This window comes from Pedococcus sp. P1_H8 (genome assembly GCF_056405175.1).
Genome location: NZ_JBFUCP010000503.1, coordinates 1 through 353, shown reverse-complemented (window position 1 = coordinate 353; position 353 = coordinate 1). Strand labels below are relative to the sequence as shown.

Sequence of the window (353 nt, the reverse complement as noted above, 5' to 3'; positions counted from 1 at the left end):
CTGCGCACGGTGCCGCTGACGGTGGACGAGGACGGGGCGAGGGTCGGGGAACTGGTGTCGTCGGGGGCAGCCGCGGTGCTGCTCACGCCGGCCCACCAGTTCCCGATCGGCGGGCCGCTGCATCCGGAACGTCGTGCGGCGGTGATGGACTGGGCGCGCACCGTCGATGGACTGGTGCTCGAGGACGACTACGACGGSGAGTTCCGGTACGACCGGCAGCCGGTGGGTGCGATGCAGGATCTCGACCCCGACCGGGTGGCGTACCTCGGTTCGGTCAGCAAGAGCCTGTCGCCGGCGTTGCGGCGGGGCTGGATGGTGCTGCCCGACCGGCTCGTGGACCGGGTGGTCGAGGC

General features: G+C 72.2%; 1 pseudogene. It reads left to right on the top strand.

The features are described from left to right. Positions 1 to 353 (top strand): annotated as a pseudogene (locus AC1DYG_RS21055) (hypothetical protein); the annotation flags it as partial.